The organism is Agromyces sp. CCNWLW203, assembly GCF_036576125.1.
In the GTDB taxonomy this organism is placed as follows: Bacteria; Actinomycetota; Actinomycetes; order Actinomycetales; family Microbacteriaceae; genus Agromyces.
In genome coordinates, this window is record NZ_JAZHYX010000001.1 from 52,039 (window position 1) to 71,947 (window position 19,909).

At 71.3% G+C, this 19,909-nt stretch carries 20 protein-coding genes; 13 read left to right on the plus strand and 7 right to left on the minus strand.

Annotated features, from left to right (window positions below; all coding sequences use genetic code 11):
- Positions 1–6 precede the first annotated feature (6 nt).
- On the plus strand, positions 7–273 hold the full coding sequence (locus tag VPH61_RS00245; protein ID WP_332061510.1) for a DUF2530 domain-containing protein: 267 nt from the start codon (positions 7–9) through the stop codon (positions 271–273).
- On the opposite strand, the gene VPH61_RS00250 is transcribed toward VPH61_RS00245, so the two are convergent.
- The gene (locus tag VPH61_RS00250; RefSeq protein ID WP_332061511.1) at positions 246–1,049 is read right to left on the minus strand and encodes a DUF3027 domain-containing protein; all 804 of its coding nucleotides are present in this window, start codon (positions 1,047–1,049) and stop codon (positions 246–248) included. The two genes, VPH61_RS00245 and VPH61_RS00250, sit on opposite strands and share 28 nt — an antisense overlap.
- Positions 1,042–1,422, minus strand: coding sequence for a cold-shock protein (locus tag VPH61_RS00255; protein ID WP_056656630.1), 381 nt, complete (start codon positions 1,420–1,422; stop codon positions 1,042–1,044). Before VPH61_RS00255 ends, VPH61_RS00250 begins: the two co-directional genes overlap by 8 nt.
- 109 nt (positions 1,423–1,531) lie before the next feature.
- Here VPH61_RS00255 and VPH61_RS00260 point away from each other — a divergent pair, with 109 nt between their 5' ends.
- The 3 genes from VPH61_RS00260 (at position 1,532) to VPH61_RS00270 (ending at position 5,381) form a co-directional block, all read left to right on the plus strand.
- Positions 1,532–1,804 (plus strand): multidrug ABC transporter ATPase, encoded by a 273-nt coding sequence (locus VPH61_RS00260; RefSeq protein WP_332061512.1) that lies wholly within the window; start codon positions 1,532–1,534, stop codon positions 1,802–1,804.
- 9 nt (positions 1,805–1,813) lie between these two features.
- Positions 1,814–3,676 carry a helicase-associated domain-containing protein gene (locus tag VPH61_RS00265; protein WP_332061513.1) on the plus strand — a complete coding sequence of 621 codons (1,863 nt, stop codon included), beginning with the start codon at positions 1,814–1,816 and terminating at the stop codon, positions 3,674–3,676.
- Positions 3,677–3,737: 61 nt separating this feature from the next.
- Positions 3,738–5,381, plus strand: a complete 1,644-nt coding sequence (locus VPH61_RS00270; RefSeq protein WP_332061514.1) for a DNA repair helicase XPB — start codon at positions 3,738–3,740, stop codon at positions 5,379–5,381.
- A gap of 9 nt (positions 5,382–5,390) precedes the next feature.
- Here VPH61_RS00270 and VPH61_RS00275 read toward each other — a convergent pair whose 3' ends face one another.
- Both VPH61_RS00275 and folP read right to left on the minus strand, forming a co-directional pair.
- Positions 5,391–6,119: a pyrimidine reductase family protein gene (locus tag VPH61_RS00275; protein WP_332061515.1), complete on the minus strand. Its 729-nt coding sequence runs from the start codon at positions 6,117–6,119 to the stop codon at positions 5,391–5,393.
- Complete coding sequence (gene folP / locus VPH61_RS00280) at positions 6,116–6,988, minus strand: dihydropteroate synthase (protein ID WP_332061516.1); 873 nt, start codon at positions 6,986–6,988, stop codon at positions 6,116–6,118. Before folP ends, VPH61_RS00275 begins: the two co-directional genes overlap by 4 nt.
- 119 nt (positions 6,989–7,107) lie before the next feature.
- Here folP and VPH61_RS00285 point away from each other — a divergent pair, with 119 nt between their 5' ends.
- The 4 genes from VPH61_RS00285 (at position 7,108) to VPH61_RS00300 (ending at position 10,609) form a co-directional block, all read left to right on the plus strand.
- Entirely contained in the window at positions 7,108–7,800 is a 693-nt protein-coding gene (locus VPH61_RS00285; protein ID WP_022894322.1) for a response regulator transcription factor, read from the plus strand.
- Positions 7,801–7,831: 31 nt separating this feature from the next.
- Entirely contained in the window at positions 7,832–9,679 is a 1,848-nt protein-coding gene (locus VPH61_RS00290; protein ID WP_332061517.1) for a sensor histidine kinase, read from the plus strand.
- 163 nt (positions 9,680–9,842) lie between these two features.
- The gene (locus VPH61_RS00295; RefSeq protein ID WP_332061518.1) at positions 9,843–10,133 is read left to right on the plus strand and encodes a WXG100 family type VII secretion target; all 291 of its coding nucleotides are present in this window, start codon (positions 9,843–9,845) and stop codon (positions 10,131–10,133) included.
- 167 nt (positions 10,134–10,300) lie between these two features.
- Positions 10,301–10,609 (plus strand): hypothetical protein, encoded by a 309-nt coding sequence (locus VPH61_RS00300; protein WP_332061519.1) that lies wholly within the window; start codon positions 10,301–10,303, stop codon positions 10,607–10,609.
- 17 nt (positions 10,610–10,626) lie between these two features.
- Here VPH61_RS00300 and VPH61_RS00305 read toward each other — a convergent pair whose 3' ends face one another.
- Positions 10,627–11,730 (minus strand): glycerate kinase, encoded by a 1,104-nt coding sequence (locus VPH61_RS00305; RefSeq protein ID WP_332062509.1) that lies wholly within the window; start codon positions 11,728–11,730, stop codon positions 10,627–10,629.
- Positions 11,727–12,431 (minus strand): ThuA domain-containing protein, encoded by a 705-nt coding sequence (locus VPH61_RS00310; RefSeq protein WP_332061520.1) that lies wholly within the window; start codon positions 12,429–12,431, stop codon positions 11,727–11,729. Before VPH61_RS00310 ends, VPH61_RS00305 begins: the two co-directional genes overlap by 4 nt.
- A 248-nt stretch (positions 12,432–12,679) precedes the next feature.
- Here VPH61_RS00310 and VPH61_RS00315 point away from each other — a divergent pair, with 248 nt between their 5' ends.
- The 5 genes from VPH61_RS00315 to VPH61_RS00335 all read left to right on the plus strand — a co-directional run bounded on the left by VPH61_RS00315 (position 12,680) and on the right by VPH61_RS00335 (position 18,702).
- Positions 12,680–13,732, plus strand: a complete 1,053-nt coding sequence (locus tag VPH61_RS00315; RefSeq protein WP_332061521.1) for a LacI family DNA-binding transcriptional regulator — start codon at positions 12,680–12,682, stop codon at positions 13,730–13,732.
- Between the two features lie 189 nt (positions 13,733–13,921).
- Entirely contained in the window at positions 13,922–15,163 is a 1,242-nt protein-coding gene (locus tag VPH61_RS00320) for a Gfo/Idh/MocA family protein (RefSeq protein WP_332061522.1), read from the plus strand.
- A 2-nt stretch (positions 15,164–15,165) separates the two neighbouring features.
- Positions 15,166–16,395: a dihydrodipicolinate synthase family protein gene (locus VPH61_RS00325; protein ID WP_332061523.1), complete on the plus strand. Its 1,230-nt coding sequence runs from the start codon at positions 15,166–15,168 to the stop codon at positions 16,393–16,395.
- The gene (locus VPH61_RS00330; protein ID WP_332061524.1) at positions 16,392–17,267 is read left to right on the plus strand and encodes a sugar phosphate isomerase/epimerase family protein; all 876 of its coding nucleotides are present in this window, start codon (positions 16,392–16,394) and stop codon (positions 17,265–17,267) included. The genes VPH61_RS00325 and VPH61_RS00330 overlap by 4 nt, the downstream gene beginning before the upstream one ends.
- 103 nt (positions 17,268–17,370) lie before the next feature.
- Positions 17,371–18,702: a GNAT family N-acetyltransferase gene (locus tag VPH61_RS00335; RefSeq protein ID WP_332061525.1), complete on the plus strand. Its 1,332-nt coding sequence runs from the start codon at positions 17,371–17,373 to the stop codon at positions 18,700–18,702.
- A 4-nt stretch (positions 18,703–18,706) separates the two neighbouring features.
- Here the strand turns inward: VPH61_RS00335 and VPH61_RS00340 are convergent, their stop codons facing one another.
- Positions 18,707–19,837, minus strand: coding sequence for an AI-2E family transporter (locus VPH61_RS00340; protein WP_332061526.1), 1,131 nt, complete (start codon positions 19,835–19,837; stop codon positions 18,707–18,709).
- Positions 19,838–19,909: the final 72 nt, after the last annotated feature.

Below are 19,909 nucleotides of genomic sequence, written 5' to 3' on the forward strand. Positions count from 1 at the left end.
GCCCCGATGCGGCTCTGGCTCAGCGACGATGAACGGCGCCCCGACCCTGCACCCGCGCGGGCCGACGGCCGGAAGGCCGTGCTCGCGGGCACGGTCGGCTGGGGCATCGCCCTCGTCGCGTGCCTCGTGTTCCGGGCACCCCTCGAGTCGGCGGGGCTCGGCTGGTTCACGGGCGCCGCGATCACCGGCGTCGTGCTCGGCCTCATCGGCCTCGCCGTCGTGCAGGTGATCCGGCGGCGCGCCGATCAGTCGCCGGAGCGCTCGGCCGACTGACCGTCGGTCTCGTCGTCGTCGGACTCGTCATCTTCGTCGTCGTCGTCGTCAGACTCGTCCTCGTCTGACTCGTCCTCGTCTGACTCGTCATCGTCGCCCGAATCATCGTCGTCGTCGTCCGAATGGTCGTCGGCGTCGTGTTCCGCTCCGAGCGCGTCGATGTCGATGCCGTCGAACTCCTCGTCGACATCGTCGTCGCCGTGATCGTCGTCGTCATCATCGTCGAGTTCGTCGCCATCGAGCTCGTCGTCAAGAGTGTCGGCGTCGTCGCTCTCGTCCGTGTCGTCGTCATCGTGGCCACCGGCGGCGGCGATGGCCTCTTGCGCGGCCCGGTAGTCGGCCAGCCGCTCCGACCACGGCACCCAGTCGGGCGCGAGCAGCGCGGTCTCGCCGGGCATGAGCTCGGTCTCGAGCACCGTCGGCTCCGCGGTGTCGTCGAACCGCGACAGGGTCACGCTCCAGTGCCAGCCCGGGTACCCGCTGAGGTCGGACGCGAACAGCAGCGTCAGCACGTGCTCGCCCTCGACGAGGTGACCGACGACGGATCCGACCGTCTCGGGGGCCGTGACCTCGAGCAGCGCGCGGCGCGCGAGGTCGACCGATGCCAGGAGCACCTCGTCGGCGACGACGACGACCGGCTCGGTCTCGGCGACCTCGGGCACGGTCTCGGCGGACGCGGTCTCGGCGGGCGCGTCGGCCTCCGCGGCCTCGGGCTCGACCGACTCGGCCTCAGCCTGCTCGGCCCCAGCCTGCTCGGGTTCGATCGACTCAGGCATCGAGATCGTCTGCCACCTTGCGCAGCACCGCGGCGACCGTGCGCGCCTTGGACTTCTCGGGGTAGCGGCCCCGGCGAAGGTCGGCGCCGATGCCGTCGAGCACCTTGACGACGTCTTCGACGATGATCGCCATGTCGTCGGCGGGCTTGCGGTTGATCTTGGTGAGGCTCACCGGGGTGTCGAGCACCCGCACCGACAGCGCCTGCGCGCCGCGCTTGCCCTCGGCGACACCGAACTCGAGTCGGCTGCCCGCCTTGACGGTCGCGCCGGCGGGAAGTGCGGATGCGTGGAGGAAGACCTCCTGGCCGTCATCGGAGCTGATGAAGCCGAATCCCTTTTCCTCGTCGTAGAACTTGACCTTGCCGGTGGGCATCGTGTGAACCTCGCTCATGTCTGCAGGCGCGCTGAAACCACAGCGCCGTCCTCTGCCCAGTCTATTGCCGGGACACCCGTGAGCGGGTCGTCTGGCCTATTCTGAAGGGGTGAGCGATTCCGGCCCCATCACCGACAATCGCGCCGAACGCGTCCTCGCGTACATGTTCGCCGCCATCGTCGGTCTCTCCATCGTCTGCTTCTTCGCCGTGATGATCGGCACCATGTCGGGCGTCGCCGTCGGCGAGATGGGCTCGGGCATCTGGGCGGTCGTCACGATGCTGCCCTGGTTCGGGCTTCCGATCGCCTTCGTGCTGCTCATCGCACTCCTCATCGTCAACGGCATCCGGCGGGGCCGAGCCGCACGATCCGGATCGAGCTGAGCGGAGACGATGCTCGAGCTCGCCGCACGACTCCGCGGGCTGTCGCGAGAGGCCCTCGCCGCAGCGCTGCATTCGCGCGAGTTCGATCCGTCGGGGGTCCGTGACCTCTTCGACCTCGCCGAGGCGGTGCTCACGCCCGACTCGATCGACCACGCCGTCGGCCGGCTCGATCGGCGCCACCTCGCCGTGCTCGCCGCGGCCGTCGAACTCGTCGCCGACGGCGACACGACGGTCGACGGCGTTCGCGACGCGCTCGTGGGGTACGCGGCATCCGCTGAATTGTCGGATGCCGCGAGCTCGCTGCTCGACGAACTGAGCGGGCTCATGCTCGTGGTGCGCATCGGCGACCGTGTGCACGTGCCCGCCGCCGTCGTCTCGAGGGTCGCTCCGCGCCTCGGCGCCGAGCTGCCGCCCGCGTCCGAGCTCGCGACGCCCGCGCCGCCGGTGCTCGTGTCGGGCGACGACGTCGACCGCACGCTGATCGACCGCCGCGCCGCCGAGACCGCCTATGCCACCGTCGCCGCGACGGCCGAGGTGCTCGCAGCCCTCGGCACGCAGCCCGCCCGCGAGCTCGCGAAGGGCGGCCTCGCGCTGCCCGACTCCAAGCGACTCGCCGAGGCGAGCGGCATCGCGCTCGACGCGCTGCCCCGGCTCTTCCACCGGGCCGATGAGGCCGGGCTCGTGGTGCGCGAAGGCGCGTATTGGCTCGAATCGGAACGCGGTGCCGCGTGGTCGCTCGAGTCGACCAGCGGCCGGTGGCTGCGCCTCGCCCAGTGCTGGCGCGACCGCATCCCCGAGGCGCTGCGCGAACTCGTCGCCCGTCGCAGCGAGTCGCTCACCGCGAGCACGCTCGGCGACGACGTGCGCTGGTTCTATCCGGCCGGGGGGCGCTGGATCGACGAGGGACTCGAACGCCTCATCGGAGAGGCCGAGGCGCTCGGTCTCGCGGTGGCGGGCGAGCCCGCGCCGACCGCCCTCCTCGTGCTCGCGGGCGACCTCGACCAGGCCGCGGCGCGGCTGGCAGCGTACTTCCCGGCCCAGGTCGAACAGGTCTACCTGCAGCACGACCTCTCGATCGTCTCGCCGGGCCCGCTCGAGCCGTCGCTCGACGCGCGCCTCCGCGGATTCGCCGACGTGGAGGGCCGCGACCTCGCCTCGACCTACCGCGTCAGCGCGGCATCCGTCAATCGCGGACTCGCCGCCGGCGAGACGGCCGAGTCGATCCTCGAATTCCTCCGCGGTCTCTCGCTCACCGGCATTCCGCAGCCGCTCTCCTACCTCGTCGCCGAAGCCGCGGCGAGATTCGGCTCGCTCCGGGTCTCGCTCGCCGACCCCGCGGATGCCCCGGCGCGGGCGAGCGTGCGCTCCGACGACGAGCAGCTCGTGCGCACCCTCGCGGTCGACCAGTCGCTCGTCTCGATCGGCCTGCGGCAGGCGGGCCCCCACCGGCTGCTCTCGCGCTTCGGGCCCGAGGTCGTGTTCTGGGCGCTCTCCGACGCGCGCTACCCGGTCGCCGCCGAAGACGCCTCGGGCAACATCATCCGGCTGAGCCGGCATCACCTCGCCGCATCCCCCGAACCGGCACCGAAAGCCGACCCGATCGAGACGCTCCTCGACGTCGTGCTCGCCGAGGGCGAAGAAGGGGCGACCGAACAGGCCTGGCTCGCCAGGCAGCTCGAGGCCGCTGCGCGCTCGAAGGAGACCCTCACGGTCACGGTGCGCATGCCCGGCGGCGACACCGCCGACTACCTGCTGGCGCCCGCGAGCGTCGCCAACGGGCGTCTTCGCGCACGCGACCGCAAGGCCGACATCGAGCGCACGCTGCCGCTGTCGGCGATCGCGGCGGTCTCACCGGCTCCCGCCGGGGCCTGACTCCCGCGGGTTCCAGCCGACACGGACGACCTCTCATGAACCGGGCGTAGACTCGACCGCTATGTCAGACGGCCCACTCATCGTGCAGAGCGACCGAACCGTCCTCCTCGAGGTCGCGCACCCGCTCGCCGAAGACGCGCGCCACGACCTCGCCGTGTTCGCCGAGCTCGAGCGGGCGCCCGAGCACATGCACACGTACCGCATCACGCGGCTCGGACTCTGGAACGCGCGCGCCGCCGGCCACGACGCCGACGACATGCTCTCGACGCTCGAGCGCTACGCGAAGTTCCCGGTGCCGCAGACCGTCGCCGTCGACATGCGCGAGACCGTCGGCCGCTACGGCCGCCTCGTCGTCGACCGCACCGATGACGGGGCACTGCGCCTGCACAGCGACGACATCGCCGTGCTCACCGAGGTGGCATCGGCCAAGCGCATCGCGCCGCTGCTCACCGAGCGCCTCGACGACCGGAGCTTCCTCGTCGAGGCCTGGGCGCGGGGCGCCCTCAAGCAGGAGCTCGTCAAGCTCGGCTGGCCCGCCGAGGACCTCGCCGGGTACACGCCCGGCACGCCGCATCCGATCGATCTCGAAGAGGCGGGCTGGCACCTGCGCGGCTACCAGCAGCAGGCGATCGACAACTTCTTCGACGGCGGCTCGGGCGTCGTCGTGCTGCCCTGCGGCGCGGGCAAGACGCTCGTCGGCGCCGGCGCGATGGCGACGGCGAAGACCACGACGCTGATCCTCGTGACGAACACGGTCTCCGCACGCCAATGGCGCGACGAGCTGCTGCGCCGCACGACCCTCACCGCCGACGAGATCGGCGAGTACTCGGGGCAGGTGAAGGAGGTCAAGCCCGTCACGATCGCGACCTACCAGATCCTCACCGCGAAGCGGAAGGGCGAGTACGCCCACCTCGCGCTCCTCGACGCGCTCGACTGGGGCCTCGTGGTCTACGACGAGGTGCACCTGCTGCCGGCGCCCGTGTTCAAGCTCACCGCCGAACTGCAGGCCCGTCGCCGCCTCGGCCTCACGGCCACGCTCGTCCGGGAGGACGGCCGCGAGGGCGACGTCTTCAGCCTCATCGGGCCGAAGCGCTTCGACGCGCCGTGGAAGGAGATCGAGGCGCAGGGCTTCATCTCCCCGGCCGCGTGCTACGAGGTGCGCATCGACCTGCCGCAGTCCGAGCGACTGACGTACGCGGCATCCGCCGACGACGAACGCTACCGTCTCGCGGCGACCGCGCCGGCGAAGCTCGGCGTGGTCAAGGAGCTCGTGGCCAAGCACGCCGGCGAGCGCATCCTCGTGATCGGGCAGTACCTCGACCAGATCGACGAGCTCGCCGAGGCGCTCGGCGCCCCCCAGCTGACCGGCGCGACGCCCGTCGACGAGCGCGAACGGCTGTTCCAGGAGTTCCGCGACGGCCGCACGCCCGTGCTCGTCGTCTCGAAGGTCGCGAACTTCTCCGTCGACCTGCCCGAGGCGACGGTCGCGATCCAGGTCTCGGGTTCATTCGGCTCCCGTCAGGAGGAGGCGCAGCGACTCGGACGTCTTCTGCGGCCGAAGGAGTCGGGCCTCAGCGCGAACTTCTACACGCTCGTCTCGCGTGACACGGTCGACCAGGACTTCGCGCAGAACCGCCAGCGCTTCCTCGCCGAGCAGGGCTACAGCTACACGATCCTCGACGCCCACTCGCTCGAGGCTGCGTAGACCTCGCGTTCAGCCGCGCGCATACCGCAGCAGCACGAGATCTCCCGCAGGCATCGCATGCACGAGGTGCATGCCGCGCTCGAGCTCGGCCGCGCCGCGCACGATGCGCCCTGCGTCGCCGCCGACGAGCATGGGGCTCAGCGAGAGGCAGAGCTCGTCGACGAGGTCGGCCTCGAGCAGCGTGCCGAAGAGGTGCGGCCCGCCCTCGCAGAGCACCTGTCGGAGCCCGCGCACGGCGAGCACGTCGAGCATCGCGCGCACGTCGACCGCGTGCTCACCCACGACGATGACGTCGGCGACTGGCTCGAGCGCCTCCCGACGCGCCTCGGGCGCACCGGCGTGCGTCACGACGATCGGCCGCGTCACGGCGGCGGTGAAGAACGCCGCCGAGGGGTCGAGCGCGAGCGCCGAGGAGACCACCGCCAGCCGAGGCTGCTCGGGCAGGCCGTGGGCGACGCGCCACGCGGCATCCGCTTCACTGACTGCGACACCCCCGTAGCCCTCGACGCGCACCGTGCCCGCGCCGACGAGCACGACGTCGGCGAGCGTGCGCAGCACCTGCATGGCGAGCCGGTCGCTCGCGTCGCCGAGGCCGCCGCTACGGCCGTCGAGCGTGGCCGCGCCGTCGAGGCTCGCGACGAAGTTCATACGCACCCGGTGCGTCTCGCGGTCGGGAAGGCCATAGGCCGCCAGCAGCGCGTCGCGGTCGGGGGCGGCGATCGGAGTCGCGGCGCTCACTGGTTGTGCTCCAGGAAGACGGGCTCGCGCCATCCCTCGATCGCCTCGACCATGCGCATCGCATCGACGGTCTCGCGCACGTTGTGCACGCGCACGATGCGCGCGCCCTGCATGACGCAGTAGACGGCGGCGGCGATCGAGCCCTCGATGCGCTGCTCCCGCGGTCGGCCGAGGCTCTCGCCCACGAAGTCCTTGTTCGAGAGGGCGACCAGGGTCGGGTAGCCGAGCGCCGCGATCTCGCCGAGCCGGCGGGTCAGCTCGAGCGAGTGCAGGGTGTGCTTGTTGAGGTCGTGGCCCGGGTCGACGACGATGCGATCGGATGCCACGCCTCGCGACTCCGCAAGGGCGACGCGCTCCGCGAGGAATGCCGAGACCTCGGCGACGACGTCGCCGTAGCGCGGAGAGGGATACGGCGTACGGGGTTTCGCGAGGCTGTGCGTGACGACGATCGTCGCCCCGGTCTCTGCGACGACGTCGGCCATGCCCGGGTCGTGGATGCCGGTCGTGTCGTTGATCACGTGCGCTCCCGCGGCGATCGCCGCGCGAGCGACCTCGGGGAGGAAGGTGTCGACCGAGATGACGGCGCCCGACCCGGCGAGCGCGGTGATCACGGGCACCACGCGCTCGATCTCCTCGTCGGCGGGGATCGCGGGGCCCGGTGCGAACTTCGCACCGCCGATGTCGATCCAGTCGGCGCCCTGCTCGATCGCCGCGGTCGCGGCGGCGACCGCGGCGTCGAGCGCCTCGGTGCGGCCGCGGTCGTAGAAGGAATCGGGCGTGCGATTGACGATCGCCATCACGGCGACCTCGCGCGAGAAGTCGAACTCGCGGGGGCCGATGCGCCGGATCATCGAGGTACGAATCGCCATGCTGCGAGTCTTCCACGCCCGCTCGGGAGCGGCGGACGGCCGCGACATCCGACACACCGGATCGGCGACCCTCGAAGAATGTTCAGGAAAGTTCCAGCCGATGCGCAGAGAATCATCACATGAGCGACGGACCACGCATTCTCATCGTCGACGACGAGCCCAACATCCGTGACCTTCTCACCACGAGCCTGCGGTTCGCGGGCTTCGCGGTGCGCGCGGTCGGCAACGGCGCGCAGACCATCTCCGCGGTGCTCGAGGAGGAGCCCGACCTCATCATCCTCGACGTCATGCTGCCCGACATGAACGGGTTCGGCGTCACGAAGCGACTGCGCTCAGCCGGCTACACCGCGCCGATCCTCTTCCTCACCGCGAAGGACGACACGGAGGACAAGATCACGGGCCTCACCGTCGGCGGCGACGACTACGTCACGAAGCCGTTCAGCCTCGACGAGATCGTGGCACGCATCAAGGCGATTCTGCGCCGCACGATGCACGCCGAAGAAGACGCCGTGATCCGCACCGGCGAGCTCACGATGGACCAGGACACGCACGAGGTGCTCGTGGGCGACGTGCCCGTCGAGCTCTCCCCCACCGAGTTCAAGCTCCTGCGCTACCTCATGCTGAACCCCAACCGGGTGCTGTCGAAGGCGCAGATCCTCGACCACGTGTGGGAGTACGACTTCAACGGCGACGCCGGCATCGTGGAGAGTTACATCTCCTACCTCCGCCGCAAGCTCGACCAGCACTCCGCGGAGCCGCTGATCCAGACCAAGCGCGGATTCGGCTACATGCTGAAGTCCTCCAAGCCCTGACTCAGGAAGGCCCACCTAGACTCGGCCCGCCATGAATCAGATCTCCGAGCGGTGGAACCGCATCTCGCTGCGTACCAAGATCACGGGTGTCACCGTGCTCATGCTCACGCTCGGACTTCTGGTGTCTGGAATCGGCACGGCGGCGATGCTGCGGTCGTACGTCGAAGACCAGGTGAAGGGCAAGCTCGAGGCGATCGCGTCGGGCGACCTGCGCAAGTACTTCACCGACCAGGGCGAGGAGCCGAGCGCCAAGGCCGACCTCAACGACCTCGCATTCCGGCCCGACCTCGACGTGTTCGTCGCCGTCTACGACGGCGAGACGGGTGAGCGCGAGAAGAACAACTGGCGCGACCGCGATCCCTCGGAGTTGCCGCAGATCCCCAAGACGCTGACCACCGCCGAGGTCAACGCTACGAACCAGGGCCACTACGAGGTCTTCGCGCTCCGCGACTCCGCTGGGAATCCGACGTTCCGCGCGGTGTACGCCATCACCTGGGCCGACAACCACGGCAACTACTCGCCGATCATCCTCGCGATCTCGTCGAAGGAGACCGAGCAGCTGCTCGCGGTGTACCTCACGATCTTCTTCGGATTCGGATTCGGCGTCGTGCTCGTCGGCGCCCTCCTCACCCGCATGCTCGTGACGACGACCTTCATGCCGCTGCGCGAGGTCGAGCGCACCGCGGCAGCGATCGCCGACGGCGACTTCAGCCAGCGACTCGGTGGCGCGACGCCGAACACCGAGGTCGGGCGGCTGAACCGCTCGCTGAACACGATGCTGAACCGCATCGACCGCGCCTTCCGCGACCGCGCGCGCACGATCGACCAGATGCGCCGCTTCGTCGGCGACGCCTCGCACGAACTGCGCACCCCGCTCGTGTCGGTGCGCGGGTACGCCGAGCTCTACCGCATGGGGGCGCTGCAGTCGCCCGAAGAGGTCGGGCAGGCGATGGAGCGCATCGAGAAAGAGGCCATCCGCATGGGCCTCCTCGTCGAAGACCTGCTCGCACTCGCTCGGCTCGACGAGGCGAAGCCGCTCGACCTCGCCGAGGTCGACCTCGTGCCGCTCGCGCGAGACTCGGCCCTCGACACCATGGCCGCCCACCCGGCCCGCACGATCACGGTCATCGCCCCTGAAGACCCGAGCACCGCGGATGCCTCGGGCGAGTCCGCTCCCGAACTCGAGGTCGAGCTCGACCCCGCCGGTGATCGCAACCCGAACCTGACCGGCCCGATCTCCTTCGCCGGCGCCACCCTCGCGCGACTCCGAGGTCGTCGTCCGAAGACCGAGCCCGCGGTGACGACCGGCAGCCGCCGTGCAGCCGCGAAGGCGAGCGGATCCACGGCCGCGTCCAAGCGCGCCGCCCGTGCATCCGCTGCCGCCGCAGCAGCCGCGGCTGCGGCATCCGACGCGATCGCCGCTCCGCCGGCTGCGCGCCCGGCAGACGGCGCCGGCGCCTCCGGCCGGCCGATGCCGGTTCGCCGCACGGTGGTGCTCGCGGAGGAGAACAAGATCCGTCAGGTGATCACCAACCTCATGGGCAACGCGATCCGCTTCACCTCGCCCGAGAGTCCCATCGAGATCCGCATCTCGGTCGACGACGCGACCGAGCGGGCCATGATCGAGGTCGTCGACCACGGCGAGGGCATCCCCCCGCAGATCCGCGAGAAGATCTTCCAGCGTTTCTGGCGCGCCGACACCTCGCGCACCCGCGAGACCGGAGGATCGGGCCTCGGCCTCGCGATCGTGTCCTCGATCGTTGCCGCGCACAACGGCACGGTCGACGTCGTCGAGACGCCCGGCGGCGGCGCCACCTTCCGGGTGTCGCTGCCCCTCGCGGGCTCGGCCTCCGCGCCGCAGCGGGTCACGGCCGACTGAGCCCTCGCAGTCTCGGGTTCGGCGTCGGCTGTCCCAGCGCGCTGCCGGCACTCGGCCTCGACAGGCGACGATCAGCGGATGTCGCACACATCCGCCCGTCTCTGGCTATCCGTTCATCGGGCGCGCCGTAGCGTGGCGCGCACACCGAACGAAAGGGGCCGAGATGGCCGTCTATCAGGTCGATGCCGAACAGGTGTCCGCCGCCACCCAGACCGTGCAGGGCACCATCGGGCGCATCCAGTCCGAGGTGGCCTCGCTCCTCGGCCAGCTCACGGGGCTGCAATCGTCGTGGTCGGGTCAGGCCTCGAGCGCCTTCCAGGGTGCGGTCGCCGACTGGCGTGCCACCCAGTTGCAGGTGGAGGAGAGCCTGGCAGGCCTGAACCGCGCGCTCGGCATCGCCGCGACGCAGTACTCCGATGCCGAACAGGCGAATGCAAGGCTGTTCCTGCGCTGACGTTGCGCCGTGAGGTGCCGCAGCATCCCTTCCCTTCACGGCGTGGAGACAGAGCACTCGCGGACGATTCGTGCGAGGCGCCCCTTCCCTTCCCGGCGTGGAGACATAGCATGGGGGCGAGACGTCGCCCCGATGACGGCGCCCCGACCAACGATGAGGGAGCGATGATGTCCGAATCGAGCCGACCCGCTGATCCGCAGTCCGCCGACGAGCCGGAGACACCCGCCGGCCCGGTCGATGCCACCGACGATCTCGAGGGCAGCTACACCGAGGTCGACGGCGAGGGGCCCCACGTGCGCACGGTCGCAGGCGAGTACACCCGCAGCGACGATGAAGAGGTCGACGTCGACGACTCGATCGTCGGCGACTACACGTCGACCGAAGAGAATCCCGAAGCGCACGATGCCGCAGAACGGCACGGCAAGTTCGTCGGGTCCGAGCCACCGAAGCCGCACCCCGGCCTGCACCACACCTGACGGCCGCGGCGAGTCGTTCAGCTCCGGCCGGTGGCGTCGGCCCCGGCCGCGAGTTGAGCGCCTGCCGCCTCGAGCCAGCGCAGCGGGTCCGCCATCGCGGGTTCCGTGCCGCCGGCGAGCCCGGTCAGTGCGACGGACGCCGCGAACCCGCGGGGCTCCGCAGTGATCGCGCCGGCCACGAGCGCGACCGGCACGCCGTTGGATGCAGCGAGCCGGGCGACTTCGCTCGGCGCCTTGCCGCCCTCCGACTGGCCGTCGAATCGCCCCTCGCCGGTGATCACGAGGTCGGCGAGGGCGATGTCGCCACCCAGGCCGAGGGCCTCGGCGACGAGCACAGCGCCCCCGCCCATCACTGCACCCCAGGCCAGGAGGCCGAACCCGGCGCCGCCGGCCGCCCCCGCGCCAGGCGCCGACGGCGAGACGTCGGGCATGAGGCCCGCCAGCCGTGTCAGGCCGGCCTCGAGCACCGTGACGGTTTCGGCATCCGCGCCCTTCTGCGGGCCGAAGACGGCTGCGGCACCGTCGTCGCCGAGCAGCTGGTTCGTGACGTCGCCGAGGATCAGCGCACCGCCGGGCGGCAGCGGGCGCAGTCCGGTGAAGTCGACTCCGGCGAGCACGCCGAGCCCGCGGTTGCCGAGCGCGACCGCCTGCTCGTCGGCATCGAAGAACCGGGCGCCCAGCGCCGACAGGGCTCCAGCGCCCCCGTCGGTCGACGCGCTGCCGCCGAGCGCGAGCAGGAGCCGTTCGACCCCGGCGTCGAGCGCGTCGGCGATCGCCTCGCCGAAGCCGGCCGAATGCGCGTCGAAGGGCTCGAGCGGGTCGAGCAGGGTGATGCCCGACGTCGCGGCGAGTTCGACGACGCCGGTGCCGTCGGGCAGGAGCAGCCAGTGCGTCGCCACGGGTGACGAGACCGGCCCGCGCACCGTGACGGGCATGCGACGCGCGCCGGGCACCGCGGCCTCGAAGGCGTCGAGCGTGCCCTCGCCGCCGTCGGCCATCGGGCGGGTCACGATCTCGTCGTCTGCTCGCACCGAGCGCCATCCGCGCCCGAGGGCTGCCGCGACATCCGCTGCACTCGCCGTGCCCTTGAACGAATCCGGCGCGATGACGACCCGGCTCACCGCGCGGTCGCCGTCGGTGCCGGCACGTGCGAGAGCCACTCGAGCGCCGCGGCGAGCAGCGCGCGGTGGCCCGCGGAGTTGTAGGAGCGGACATCGTGCCCGAGCGCGTCGTAGACGAGCCGCGATCGGCCGATCTCCCGTGCCCACACGAGGGGGTGGCGGATGCCGTCGTGCTCGTGCTCCGCGATCGGCTCGATCACGTCGTCGAGCCGGAAGTCGGTGTACCGCTCATCGAACACGGTGAAGTCGTGGAGGCCCTCGGCGATCTGGTGATTGCCGACGAGGTGCACGGCGGCCTCGTCGATGGGCGGATGCCATGAGCGGTCACGGACCCAGCGCGCACCGAGCGCGCGTTCGTACGCCGGGTAGTCGCGCAGGCTCGCCGCCGCCGTGTGGAGGGCGAGGATGCCGATGCCGCGATCGATCGCCGCCTCGATGGCAGCGTTCGCCGATTCGAGCACGGATGCCTCGGGCTCGGCCGAGGGCTCACCGTCGGGGGTCGGTGCGTGCGAGTCGCCGGCATTCACGACGATGAGCGTGACATCGTCGGGCAGGGACGCGAGCGACCGATCGACGTCATCGACGATCTCCACGGTGAACCCGGCCTCTGCGACGAGTTCGGCGAGCGCCTCGCTCGTCTCGGAATGACGGTGCCACGGGTCGGCGTACCGACCGGAACTGTTCAGAATCACGGCACGCATGGCGCCTCCTCGCATCTCGGCCATGGTACCGCTCGCGCCCCGGCCGTCGCCGGGTGGACGGCCTGGGGACGGCCCTCGAGGGCGGTTCTCGCTGGGGCGGGCTCACATGGGTAAGCGCTATCCTAATATCGGACGTTCCTCTCGCACGAGCGCGGGCCTCGTCGGGTCACGTCGGGCGACCTGCGGCGACCGGGCCCCCGCAACGCGCGCGATAGGGTCGAGCCGGCAGCGCACCGATGGGAGATCCGATGGGCACGGGAGACACGAACGGCGAACGACGCACGCCGGCCACGCTCCACGACGTCGCGCGCGAAGCGGGCGTCTCCCTGGCCACCGCGTCGCGGTCGATCAACGGGAGCACCCGGAAGGTCAACGACGAGTACCGGCAGCGCGTGCTGGCCGCCGCGGCGAAACTCGACTACTCGCCGAACCTCTCGGCCCAGGCCGTCGCCCGCGGCACCTCGATGACCGTCGCCCTGCTCGTCGCCGACGTCGCCGACCCCTACTTCGCGCAGATCGCGGCCGGTGTGGTTCGCGAGGCCGACCACGAGGGCCTCATCGTCACCATGGCGGCGACCGAGCGGGACTCGGAGCGCGAGCTCGAGCTCGTGCGGAGCCTGCGCGGCCAGCGGCCGCGGGTCATGATCCTCGCCGCCTCGCGCCGCGCCGACGACCCGGCCTCGACGGCGCTCGCCGAGGAACTGCGCGCCTTCGAGGCGAGCGGCGGACGAGTCGCGTTCATCGGCACGGCCGAGGAGCCGTTCCGCAGCGTGCCGCTCGACAACGCGACCGGCGCGGAGTCGCTCGCACGAGCGCTCGTCGATGCCGGATACCGGAGCTTCGCCGCGCTCACCGGAATCGAAGGGCTGCGAACCGCCGAAGACCGCCTCAGCGGTTTCCTCGCCGGCCTCGGCGCATCCGGCATCTCCATCGCCCCCGACCGGATCGTGCGCCCGGCGTTCACTCGTGACGGCGGCTACGACGGCATGCGCACGCTCATCGAGCGGGGGGCGCGCGACATCGAGATCGTCTTCGCCGCGAACGACGTCATGGCGGTGGGCGCGATGTCCGCGATCCGCGACGCCGGGCTCGTGCCCGGGCGAGACGTCGCCGTCGCCGGGTTCGACGACATCCCGACCGCCCGAGACGTCACGCCGCCGCTCAGTACCGTGCGCCTCCCCCTCGAGGAGATCGGCCGCCGCGCACTGCGACTCGCGCTCGGCACCCTCGACGAGGTCGATGAGCTGCCCGTGCGGGCCGAGGTCGTGCTGCGGGCGTCGACGCCGGCTCGCGGCGTTTGAATCCGAGCCCCGGCGAGGCCGACTCTCGTCGCTGACGACCACGTCCAGGCGCGACGCCTGCGGTCGAGCGAGCAGCACCGTCGCCACGACGTTGCAGATCCGCGCGACCTGTTCTATTCTCGGGTAAACGCTTTCCGGCCTGCCGGGCGACCTTTCGCCCCAGCCGACGACTCGAGAAGGACGAAGCACATGGTCGATCACTCCAGCCCGCAGCCCATCGGCATCATCATGAACGGCGTCTCGGGGCGCATGGGCTACCGCCAGCACCTGGTGCGTTCGATCCTCGCGATCCGCGAGCAGGGCGGCGTGCTCCTCGCCGACGGTGAGACCCGCGTGCAGGTCGAGCCGATCCTCGTCGGCCGCAGCGAGAAGAAGCTCGCCGATCTCGCCGCCAAGCACGGCATCGAGCACTACACGACCAACCTCGACGAGGCCCTCGCCGACCCGCGCTGGCAGATCTACGCCGACTTCCTCGTGACGAAGGCCCGAGCGGTCGCGATCAAGAAGGCCATCGCGGCCGGCAAGGCGATCTACACCGAGAAGCCCACTGCCGAGAGCTTCGAAGAGGCCCTCGAGCTCGCCCGCCTGGCCGACGCGGCCGGCATCAAGAACGGCGTCGTGCACGACAAGCTCTACCTGCCCGGACTGCAGAAGCTCAAGCGCCTCATCGACTCGGGCTTCTTCGGCCGCATCCTGAGCGTGCGCGGCGAGTTCGGCTACTGGGTCTTCGAGGGCGACTGGCAGCCCGCCCAGCGCCCGAGCTGGAATTACCGCGCCCAAGACGGCGGCGGCATCATCGTCGACATGTTCCCCCACTGGAACTACGTGCTCGAGAACCTCTTCGGCCGCGTCGAGTCGGTCTACGCGAAGGCGGTGACCGAGATCCCGACCCGCGTCGACGAGCACGGCGCGCCCTACGTCGCGACCGCCGACGACGCCGCCTACGCGATCTTCGAGCTCGAGGGCGGAGTGGTCGCGCAGCTGAACTCGAGCTGGACGACCCGCGTCAACCGCGACGAGCTCGTCGAGTTCCAGGTCGACGGCACCCACGGCTCCGCGGTGGTCGGCCTCTTCGGCTGCAAGATCCAGCCCCGCAATGCGACGCCGAAGCCGGTCTGGAACCCCGACCTCGCCGACGCCCACGACTACGACGCCGACTGGATCGAGAGCCCCGGCAACCAGGAGTTCGAGAACGGCTTCAAGACGCAGTGGGAGGAATTCCTCCGTCACGTCGTCGAAGACGGCCCGAATCCCTTCGACTTCCTCGCCGGCGCCCGCGGCGTGCTGCTCGCCGAAGCGGGCCTCGAGAGCTCGCGGGCCGGCCGGCGCGTCGAGATCCCCGTCGTCGGGCTCGACGGGGCAGCGGATGCCGCGGCATCCGGTTCTGCCGTATCCGAGACGGCCGCGCCCGAACTCGCCGAGGTGCGCTGAGCATGTCGACGCTCACCCTGCTCGACGCGAACGGCGCGCTCACGGCGGCGCCGCTCACCGAGGCGCCGGAGTTCGCCAAGCCCGACGCCCCGCTGCGCTCGCGAGTCGCCTACGCCGCCGCGCACGTCGTGCCGAAGCCGTACGCCGACAACACGCCGGGCCGGCCGGCCGAGATCGACTGGGACGCGACCCTCGCCTTCCGCCACCACGTGTGGTCGTGGGGGCTCGGCGTCGCCGACGCGATGGACACCGCGCAGCGCAACATGGGCCTCGACGCCGCCGCCACACGCGAGCTCATCTCACGGAGCGCCGCGGAGGCGGCATCCGTCGGCGGCAAGCTCGTGGTGGGCGTGAACACCGATCACGTCGACGACGAGCACATCTCGCTCGACCAGGTCATCGACGCCTACAAGCAGCAACTGCACCAGACCGAGGATGCCGGCTCCGGCGCCGTGCTCATGGCGAGCCGGCACCTCGCGCGGGCGGCGCAATCGGCCGACGACTACCGCCGCGCCTACCGCGAGGTGCTCGCTGCTGCGAGTGCCCCCGTCGTGCTGCACTGGCTCGGCACCGCGTTCGACCCGCAGCTGGCGGGCTACTTCGGCTCGGCCGACACGAATGCTGCAGCCGAGGTGCTCGTCGAGCTCATCGCCGAGCACCCCGACACGGTCGCGGGCGTGAAGATGAGCATGCTCGACGCCGACGCCGAGATCGCGGTGCGCCGCCGACTGCCAGGCACCGCGCGGATGTACACGGGCGACGACTTCCACTACGTGGGACTCATCGCGGGCGATGACGCGGGACACTCCGATGCGCTGCTCGGCGCGTTCGCGGCCCTCGCGCCGAACGCATCGGCCGCCATCCAGGCGCTCGACGCCGGCGACGAGGCGGCGTACCACCGCATCCTCGGTCCGACCGAGGCGCTCTCGCGGCAGGTGTTCGCCGCCCCGACGTACTTCTACAAGACGGGCGTCGCGTTCCTGGCCTGGCTGAACGGCCACCAGCACGCGTTCCAGATGGTCGCGGGGCTGCACGCCGCGCGGAGCCTCCCGCACCTGTCGGACATCGTCGAGCTCGCGAACGCGTCAGGGTCGCTCGAGCAGCCCGAGCTCGCCGCCGAGCGGTGGCACGGGATGCTCCGCCTCAACGGGATCGACCCGAAGGCGGCGACGGCGGTCGCCGCGAGTTCCGACGCCGACGCTGCGGCGCACCCGGTGGAGGTGCTCGCGTGAGCCCGCACCCGCGCCTGTCGATGAACCAGGCGACGATCAAGCACGCACCGCTCGACGAGGCACTGCGCCTGACCCGTGCCGGCGGCTACGAGTCGATCGGGCTCTGGCGGGAGCCGGTGCAAGCGGTCGGCCTCGACGAGGCCGCACGCCGACTGGCCGACTCGGGGCTTCGCGTCTCGAGCCTCTGCCGCGGCGGCTTCTTCACAATCCCCGAGGGCGCCGAACGTCGGGCCGCGATCGACGACAACCGACGTGCGATCGACGAGACTGCCGCGCTCGCGGCCGCGGGCGCGCCCGGATCGGCGGCCGTGCTCGTGCTCGTCGCCGGCGGCATCCCTGCCGGCGGGACGGACCTGGCCGGCTCACGCGAGCGGGTCGCGGACGCCCTCGCCGAGCTGGCCCCCGACGCGGCATCCGCCGGCGTCACCCTCGCGATCGAGCCGCTGCACCCGATGTACGCGTCCGACCGCGCGGTCGTCTCGACGCTGAAGCAGGCCCTCGACCTCGCCGAGCCGTTCGACGCCCCGACGGTCGGCGTCGTCGTCGACACGTTCCACCTGTGGTGGGACCCGGAGGTGTTCGAGCAGATCGCGCGCGCCGGGGCATCCGGTCGCATCGCGAGCTACCAGGTGTGCGACTGGGCGACGCCGCTGCCGGCCGATGTGCTGCTCGCGCGGCACTACCCGGGCGACGGCGTGATCGACTTCGCGGCCTTCACCGCCGCCGTCGAGGCCGCCGGCTACACCGGCGACATCGAGGTCGAGATCTTCAACGAGGCGATCTGGGCTACCCCGTGGGCCGAGGTCGTCGAACGGACCGCGTCGGCGTTCGAGGCCGTCGTCGCACCCGCCCTGGCCGGCGCCACGGTCTGACCTCGGCCGGGGTGCAGCGAGCGGAAGGCGCGCTGCACCCCGGCCGGGCGACGGCCGCATCGACGACGGATGCCGCATCCGCCTCCGCGGCTACGATGGGACGATGTCGTTCGACCTGCAGGGAATCCCCGCCGATTCCGCGGCGCTCGCCTCGCTCGCCTCGAGGGGATTCGAGTACCGCCTCGTCGACACGCACGACACCGTGGCGGCGTCGGCATGGGTCGAGGCCGACGCCCGCGGATTCCATCACTCGCGCCCCAAGCAGGTCGAACTCGACTACGACCTCGCCGTGATCGCCGACCGGCGGGTGCACGGCGTCTACGACCCGACCATCGTCGCCCCAGAGGTTCCGGTCGCGACGGTCTCCAGTTGGCCGACCGGGCTCAGCGTGCCCGGCGGACGCAGCGTCGATGCTTGGGCGGTGAGTTCCGTCACGGTCTCGCCGACGCATCGCCGACGCGGCATCGCAAGGGCGCTCATGCTCGCCGAACTGCAGAACGCGCGCGCGGCCGGCGCGGCGCTCGCGATGCTCACCGCCACCGAGGCCACGATCTACGGCCGGTACGGGTACGCGCCGGCGGCACGCGCCGCGACCGTGACCGTCGATCGGCGACGCGTGCACTGGACCGGACCGGATGCCCCTGGCCGCGTGCAGTTCGTGGACGCCGCGGCCATCCGCGAGATCGCCCCGGCGCTCGCCCGCCGCGCCGTCGCGCGCACGCCCGGCGAGATCGACCGCTGGCCCGGCCTGCTCGACCGGGTGCTCGGTCTCCACGACCCCGACAGCGACCGGTCGCGGGCACGACGCGTCGTGCGCTACGACGACGAGCGCGGCCAGCCCCAGGGATTCGCCGTGTTCCACGTGTCGCGCCAGCCGAACGAGCCCGGCATCGCCGAGTTCGACTTCCTCGCCGCGGCGACCGACGACGCCGAGCGTGCACTCTGGCGCTTCCTCGTCGAGCAGGACTTCGTCTCGGGCACGCGCGGACTCCTCCGATCCGTCGACGAGCCGCTCCCCTGGCTCCTCGAGGACCCGCGGGCGGTCTCGTTCTCCGACGTCGTCGACCACCTGTGGCTCCGCGTGATCGACCCGGTGACCGCGCTCACGGCCCGGCGCTACAGCGCGCCCGGCCGACTCGTCATCGACGTCGACGACTCGATCGGCCTCGCGCGCGGTCGGTTCGAGCTCGTCGTCGACGAGGCCGGTCGCGCAGAGGTCGCGGCCCTCGAGCAGACGGATGCCGCGGCATCCGCGAAGGGCGTTCGCAGCATCGGGCTCGGGGTGCGCGAACTCGGCGCGATCTACCTCGGCGGGGTGCACCCCTCGGTGCTGGCACGTGCGGGGCGTATCTCCGAGCTCTCGCCCGGCTCCATCGCGACGGCCGACGCCATGTTCGCGGCGCAGCGCGCGCCGCACCTCAGCATCTGGTTCTGATCCGCTAGATCGTGTCCTGACGGGGGAAGATGACCTTCTCCACGATGATGATGAGCGATGCCGCGACCGGGATCGCGACGAGCGCGCCGAGCACGCCGCCGAGGGTGCCGCCCGCCACCGCCGCGATCACGACGAGGGCGCCCGGCACGGCGACCGCGCGGCTCATGATGCGCGGGCTCAGCACGTAGGCCTCGACCTGCATGTAGATCAGATAGTAGATCGCTGCGGCGAGCGCGGTCTCGGGCGATGCCGCGAACGAGACGAGGGTGATGATGATCGCGCCCGTCAGCGTACCGACGAGCGGCACGAGCGAGAAGAGGAAGGCGATGAACGCCAGGAGGATCGGCACCGGCGCCCCGATGATCGACAGGTAGATGAGGCTCAGCACGCCGTTGATCGCACCGAGGCCGACCTGGCCCATGACGTAGCGGCCGACGGAGCCGGTGATCTCCTCGGACACGTCGCGGTAGCCCGGGCGCGAGCTCGCGGGCACGAATCGGGCGGCGTAGCGCTTCATCGAGTCGAGCGAGGCGAGGAAGTAGAGGGTGAGGATGAGCACGATGGTCGCGCCGGTGAAGCCGCCGGCGATGCCGGCCCCCACCGCGAGGATGCCGCCGCCGAGCGAACCGAGGTTCGCCGGATCGGCGAGCCACTCGCCGGCGGACTCGATCGCGTCCTTGATCGCGTCGCCGCTGCCGGTGAGGCCGTTCACCCACGTCACGACCGGGCTGTGCTGCACGTTCGCGACGATGTCGTCCCAGTTCTCGACGATGTTCGTCGTCTGCTCGATCACGATCGGCACGATCGTGGCGATGAGGCCGACGAAGACACCGATCACGCCGGCGAAGACGATGAGGATCGCCACCCAGCGCGGCATGCCGCGACGCTGGAGCCAGCTCACGATCGGGTCGAGGCCGAGCGCGAGGAACAGGGCGAGCGCGACGTAGAGGATGACGGTGCCGAGCTCGCCGACGATGCCGCCGAGCAGCACCGCGAGCAGCACGCCGAGGGCCCCGACGAAGCCGATGCGGAACGCGTTGATCCGCACCTCGGGCGCGCGGGAGTCGCCGTCGCTCGTGATCGCCGCCGCGGGGGGAGGCGGTGCCTGCACCGGGCGCTTCGTACGGATCCTCATGAGTCCGAAGGTAGTGGGCAGTCGCCGCCGGAGCACGCGCTTGACCCGGCGAGTTCGTTCCGGTATCCGGGC

What these genes read in the sequence shown, in the direction of transcription:
- VPH61_RS00320 (WP_332061522.1), top strand. Translation starts at nt 13,922, where the DNA reads ATGGTCGATCACTCCAGCCCGCAGCCCATCGGCATCATCATGAACGGC.
- VPH61_RS00340 (WP_332061526.1), bottom strand. Translation starts at nt 19,837, where the DNA reads ATGAGGATCCGTACGAAGCGCCCGGTGCAGGCACCGCCTCCCCCCGCG.
- VPH61_RS00300 (WP_332061519.1), top strand. Translation starts at nt 10,301, where the DNA reads ATGTCCGAATCGAGCCGACCCGCTGATCCGCAGTCCGCCGACGAGCCG.
- VPH61_RS00295 (WP_332061518.1), top strand. Translation starts at nt 9,843, where the DNA reads ATGGCCGTCTATCAGGTCGATGCCGAACAGGTGTCCGCCGCCACCCAG.
- VPH61_RS00255 (WP_056656630.1), bottom strand. Translation starts at nt 1,422, where the DNA reads ATGCCCACCGGCAAGGTCAAGTTCTACGACGAGGAAAAGGGATTCGGC.
- VPH61_RS00285 (WP_022894322.1), top strand. Translation starts at nt 7,108, where the DNA reads ATGAGCGACGGACCACGCATTCTCATCGTCGACGACGAGCCCAACATC.
- VPH61_RS00325 (WP_332061523.1), top strand. Translation starts at nt 15,166, where the DNA reads ATGTCGACGCTCACCCTGCTCGACGCGAACGGCGCGCTCACGGCGGCG.
- VPH61_RS00290 (WP_332061517.1), top strand. Translation starts at nt 7,832, where the DNA reads ATGAATCAGATCTCCGAGCGGTGGAACCGCATCTCGCTGCGTACCAAG.
- folP (WP_332061516.1), bottom strand. Translation starts at nt 6,988, where the DNA reads ATGGCGATTCGTACCTCGATGATCCGGCGCATCGGCCCCCGCGAGTTC.
- VPH61_RS00335 (WP_332061525.1), top strand. Translation starts at nt 17,371, where the DNA reads ATGTCGTTCGACCTGCAGGGAATCCCCGCCGATTCCGCGGCGCTCGCC.
- VPH61_RS00310 (WP_332061520.1), bottom strand. Translation starts at nt 12,431, where the DNA reads ATGCGTGCCGTGATTCTGAACAGTTCCGGTCGGTACGCCGACCCGTGG.
- VPH61_RS00245 (WP_332061510.1), top strand. Translation starts at nt 7, where the DNA reads ATGCGGCTCTGGCTCAGCGACGATGAACGGCGCCCCGACCCTGCACCC.
- VPH61_RS00270 (WP_332061514.1), top strand. Translation starts at nt 3,738, where the DNA reads ATGTCAGACGGCCCACTCATCGTGCAGAGCGACCGAACCGTCCTCCTC.
- VPH61_RS00315 (WP_332061521.1), top strand. Translation starts at nt 12,680, where the DNA reads ATGGGCACGGGAGACACGAACGGCGAACGACGCACGCCGGCCACGCTC.
- VPH61_RS00265 (WP_332061513.1), top strand. Translation starts at nt 1,814, where the DNA reads ATGCTCGAGCTCGCCGCACGACTCCGCGGGCTGTCGCGAGAGGCCCTC.
- VPH61_RS00250 (WP_332061511.1), bottom strand. Translation starts at nt 1,049, where the DNA reads ATGCCTGAGTCGATCGAACCCGAGCAGGCTGGGGCCGAGCAGGCTGAG.